Origin of the sequence: Terriglobus sp. YAF25, assembly GCF_052113305.1 — a bacterium.
In the GTDB taxonomy this organism is placed as follows: Bacteria; Acidobacteriota; Terriglobia; order Terriglobales; family Acidobacteriaceae; genus Terriglobus.
Genome location: NZ_JBFRCY010000357.1, coordinates 1 through 4,661 on the forward strand (window position 1 = coordinate 1; position 4,661 = coordinate 4,661).

Sequence of the window (4,661 nt, forward strand, 5' to 3'; positions counted from 1 at the left end):
GCGTACTTGCCGTCGTTCCACATCGGGCCGATACGCTTGTTGAAGGTGCCAAGGTTGAGGTATTTGTCCTGGAAGGTCATGCCCAGGCTCTCGGTGTTGGAGGGCGTGCTGGCGACCCAGAGGTTGTAGTTCGGATTCGCCTTGCCGCCGACCGTATCACTGACGTATTTGGCGGTGCCGGCGGTTCCGTTGGCGAAGAGGCTGAGGCCCTTGCCAAAGTAGACATTGGTCTCGCCTTCAAAACCCTTGGTGACCGAGTCGCCTTGCGAGGTGTAGTTCACAAAGTTCGGGTCGCTGGGCGCAGAGTAGGCGTTGCCGAAACGGACATAGTAGACATCGGCGTTGAGGGTAACGCGGTGCAGTTTGAGGACCGAACCGGTCTGGTAGCTCTTGGCATAGCTGGGATCGGGCAACGTCTTGAGGACAGCGGCCTGGCTGGAGCCGGTYGAAGTCTGATTGATATCGAAGACGTTGCTGGGAGGAATCACGCTGCCAGTGGCAAACTGCCCATAGACCGACCAGTTGGGACGGATGCGGTAGTTGGCGTCGACGGACGGAAGTACTGAGTTGTAGCTGGCGTTGTTCCGAACATACGGAGCGCCGTTCAGGCTGCCGACCGTGGATCCGTTATCGGCATACTGCTTCAGGTCCATGGTGTAGTGTGCGAACTTCAGGCCGCCTGTGAGCGTGAGCTTGCTGGTGGCGTGGTACTCGTACTCGGCGTAAGGCTGGTAGGAGTTGGTCCAGAACTGCTCATGGAAGTTGGGCAGTGCGCTGTCGACCTGGGTGATGGGATCCTGAGGGATCTGGAAACGGTCGGTTGCAGCCCACTCGTACCACATGCCCACGCGGAAGATCCCGAAGCGGGAAACCTGGCTCAGGCTGGTGATCTCACCGTATTTGCGATAGCTGTTCAGCTTGTCAGTACCGCAGGGCAGAGCTCCGCTGACGGGCGTGGAACAGTTGGGTTCGCTGACCGTGCCCTTCTTCGGTGTAGCTGCGTAGTTCTGCTTGTTGTTGTAGCTGTAGGTGTAAGGCTTGGTATCGAGCGACCAGCCGTGGCCGAGCTGCTGCTTATAGCCGATGTACTCGAAGTCCGTAGGCACATGGTAGAAGTTGTACTTGTAGTAGTTCGCCTGCGTTGAATCAGTATTCTGCAGCAGGTAGTTATCGCCGTACTGGGCTACCTGGGCGCGTGTGGGTCCCTTGATATTGGGCGTGTTGGAGTCAAGCCAGAGCACGCTGGCGAAGCCCGTCAGGATTTTGTTCTCAGAGAACTTGAACTGGTACTTCAGCGCGCCGGCGTTGCGGGTCTGGTAGTTGAAGGTCTGGTAACCATCGGAGTCCATGTGATGGACATCGATGAAGACGTTATTCCGTTTGGACGCGCCGCCGAAGTTTCCCGAGTCGTAGTTCACATCGATCAGCTTGGTGTTGAAGGAACCGTAGCTGATGCCACCGCGGATGTTCTGGACGTCGGGCATCTCCTTCGAGAGCAGATTGATAGAGCCGCCGAAGGGCGTCGGCCCGACGGTTGAGGCAGAGCCGGGTGAGCGGTCAAAGTCGACGCCGCCGAGGAACTGCGACGGGAAGAAGGCCCAGGAGTGGTGCGAGGGCGAGTTGGTGTCGTTCCACGGAATACCGTCGAAGGTGATGTCGTAGTTGCCGTCGGAGAAACCGCGGAAGAACATCTTCGCGTCACCCAGACCTACGCCGTTCGCATTCAGGCTGTACGTTCCGGGTGCGTTCTGCAGAACTTCGGTGTAGTCCGCGGTCGGCGCAACGTAATTCTGGATATAAGTGGAATTGATCTCGGTGCGGGCGCTGCGGGCGTCAAGCACGCCATCCATCACCGCATAGGCGGCAGCGATGGAATTGGCGTTAGCAGCGTCAACGGTGATCTGCTCGTTGGCGCCGCCGACCTTCAGGGTCAGTGTGACGTCCTGCGTGTTGCTGGCAGCCAGCTGTACACCCTGGCGTGTCGTGAGGGCGAAGCCGGGCGCGGAGGCCTCGACGGTGTACGTTCCCGCGGGCAGGCCGCTGGCGTTGAAGTGACCCTCGGCGTCGCCGCGTACGTTGCGGACAACCTTGGTCTCTTCATTCCGCAGAACGACGGTCGCGTTGGGAATGGACGCGCCGATGGCGTCTTTCAAGGTTCCAGAGAGAGTTCCGGTCTGCTGTGCGATTGCAGGCAAACCAAGGGAAACAGCAACAAGCGCCACAGCAAAGGCAGCGCGCGTTCTGGCTAAGAGAGAAGATCGAAGCACGAGAGTATCTCCTGATTTTTTTCGTTACGACTTGGGCCGGAAGGTGCAAGGTGCAGCGTTAGTGCGTATTGCCCGAGACGGTGCGTAGCTCCTCGCGTGCGGCAGCGAGGTCTGTCTGAAACTTCGGATTGGCAAGCATGTTGCCGAAGGCGGCATAGGCGATGCGCCGGCTGGCTTCGGTATCGGCGCGATAGTGAACGCCGCATACCACGCGGTTGTGCGCATACTCATCGGCGCGCGCCAGAATGGCATCGCGCTTTTCAGGAGCCAGCTCCGCGAGGGTGAGCGCCAGCATGTAGCCGGAGAGCGAGTGGCCGCTCGGATAGGAGTTATGCACGTCGGTCAGTTTGCAGACCGGATGCAGCGTCTTATCCGATTGGTAAGGGCGCGGACGCTGGAATAGCGCTTTCAGCTCTCCGCCAAGAACGGACTGGTCGCCTTTGACATGGTTCGAAAGCTCCGCGATCAGCGGCAGTTTTGCCGCCGTAAACGACGGACCCATAACGGTGCGGAAGACGAAGATATCCTCTTCCTCATCATCCGCTTTGGCGGCTGCAGCCTGCGCCGGCGTACGTGATGTTTCGACGCGATGGACTTCAGCGAGTTCGGTGCGGGTCTGCGGATCGTTGTCCGACGGCGGCGCCGGAATCAGATCGGCGATATGCAGCACCTGCGTGTTGACGTAATAGGCGGTATGCTTCGCTGGCGCGGGTGCCGATTGCGCACCTCCACCTGCCTCCAAAGACAGCAAAATTGCCAGAGACGAGACAACTATTCTGTTGTTCACAATGGGCTGAAAGTAGCCCAGAAATGTGAATAGAAGGTGTGGCGTCTATGAATGGAAGGTTGATTTGCCCTGTTTTGGCGTGATTTCTGTGGAACTTAAGTCTGGCTTAAGTTTGGTTGACCGAATTGGATGACAAATCTTGGAGCGTTTTCCCTGTTGCTGGGTATCCCGGAAGGGGTGTGCAGCGGCGTTTTCATTGCGGAAAACGCCCATAGATACGGGAGCCCTACACGACACCTGCGGTGAAAAGCTCTAACGCAGCAGGCCCGCCTGGGGGACCTTTTTCTGATGGACCCACAGCAATAACTGATCGAAGGCGCGGCCGACTTCGTCGGCATTCATAGTGCAGTGACCTTCGCGATGAACGTAGGTTTGCACGTAGTTGTTGCCGAAGCCCGCCTCTTCCACCATGCGGCCATACAGTGTCATGGAAGTTGCCGGGACGAGGGGGTCAAAGACCGTGTGCAGTGCCAGCATAGGACGGGTGAGCTTTCCCGTTGGGGTGTACCAGGTCGCGACCCATTTGCGCGCCTTGTCGTCGGCGGCGTAGCGGCGCACACCGTCGTTGAGGGCGTAGTCGGTATGCGGGTCTTCGCTGGAGCGGGTATAGATGTAATTCCGGTTCTCGAAAGGATTGCCGCCTGCCTTCCTCTGAAAGTCAGCCATCTGCCAGGTGATGTACATCATCAGGTTGGCCACCTGCAGATCCGTGTGTTCGTAGGTGATATCCCGCATACTCGCCGCGGCGGCGGGCTTTGCCTTCAGGGCAGTGAGGATCTTCTGGCGCAGGCCGTCATTCTCGATGAAGTCCTGCGGTGTCGGCACCAGCGGAGGAAAGATGCCGGGGAAGAAGTAGTCAAAGGCAGCGCGCCAGGCAAATCGCCGCGAGGCCCACTCGTAGGTTGGTTCCACGGCTCCGCAGAGATCGAGACCGGCGACATACTGCTTGGGATTCAGCTCCAGCGTCATCATGGTCAGAGCTCCCCCCATGGAGCCGCCGGCGACGTAGGTCTCTTTCGGCTGACCGTACTTTTTGGTGAAGTACTTCCGTAGGTGTTCGGTCTCAGGATAGGCGGCCTGCAGGGCCCACCCGGTCTGGGAGTAGCCGCTCTGGATCACGGCGAAGCCGCGTTGGAACATTGGCCGGGCCTGATCATGCAGTTGCGCGTCGGAGCGGTAGTGAAACGACTGCTCGCTGTAGCCGTGGTAGAAGACGACCAGGGAGTGGTTCCAGTTTGCCGGAACATCGATGCGGTAGGCTGCATTGCCCATGGAACCGGTCTCAACGGTGCCGGACTGGGTCTTCAGGATATTCGGCGGCGTGCTCGGACTCTCGTCGATCTCAGCATTGCGCTGGGCAAATCCTGTGGTTGCCAGCCAGAGGCTGGAAATGAGGAGCAAAGCAACTGGGCGCATGGGTGAAGCCATTGTAAGTCGAAGGTATGTCGAGCCTGCGATCAGGTTAGAGCATTTTTCCTGTTGTTGCGTATCCCGGAAGGAGGGTGTAGCGGCGTTTTCATTGCGGAAAACGCCCATAGATGCGAACCCTCACGCTACACCCGCAGGGAAAATGCTCTATCCCTTTTCCTGATGATCCAGCAGGAACC

The 4,661-nt window shown here is 58.6% G+C and carries 3 protein-coding genes; all 3 read right to left on the bottom strand.

The window, feature by feature from the left end; translation table 11 throughout:
* Positions 1-2,267: TonB-dependent receptor (locus AB4043_RS15430; RefSeq protein ID WP_442307450.1), on the bottom strand; the 2,267-nt coding region annotated here is incomplete at its 3' end.
* A 58-nt stretch (positions 2,268-2,325) separates the two neighbouring features.
* Positions 2,326-3,054 carry a phosphatase PAP2 family protein gene (locus tag AB4043_RS15435; protein WP_442302185.1) on the bottom strand — a complete coding sequence of 243 codons (729 nt, stop codon included), beginning with the start codon at positions 3,052-3,054 and terminating at the stop codon, positions 2,326-2,328.
* 252 nt (positions 3,055-3,306) lie between these two features.
* Positions 3,307-4,470, bottom strand: coding sequence for an alpha/beta hydrolase (locus AB4043_RS15440; protein WP_442302186.1), 1,164 nt, complete (start codon positions 4,468-4,470; stop codon positions 3,307-3,309).
* Positions 4,471-4,661: the final 191 nt, after the last annotated feature.